Consider the following 384-nt stretch of genomic DNA (forward strand, 5'->3'; position numbering starts at 1 on the left):
CCAGAAGAAACCGGACACTCGACCACGTTGGCCGTCGCGGATTTGCTGGTGCAGGCGTGCGCGGGCGTTGCGGAAGGTGTGCAGGCCTTCGTGGGGCGGATCGTTCGGGCCTTGCAGGTCTAGCGGGTCCTGAATGGATGTGAGGTCGTGGATTTCGTATTCCATGTAACCGCGAATGGCTTCCCAGTGGCTGATGGCCAGGGAAAGACCAAAGCAGGGAAATTCGACGCTGGTCAAGGTTTCGCCGTGCTGGAAGCCGATGCCCATGCCGTATTGGCGGTGGACGCCGTATTGGGTGGCGCCCTGAGCTTCGATGACCCAGGCGGATAAGGATTCCCAGGGGACGAAGACGGGTTCGCTGGAGTCTTCGGGCATGAAGCAGAC

General features: G+C 60.9%; 1 pseudogene. It reads right to left on the reverse strand.

Going from position 1 to position 384, the window contains the following annotated elements:
- Positions 1-384: pseudogene (locus ACXPVS_RS27455) on the reverse strand (hypothetical protein); the annotation flags it as partial.

The organism is Pseudomonas sp. Ma2-10 (genome assembly GCF_054330215.1).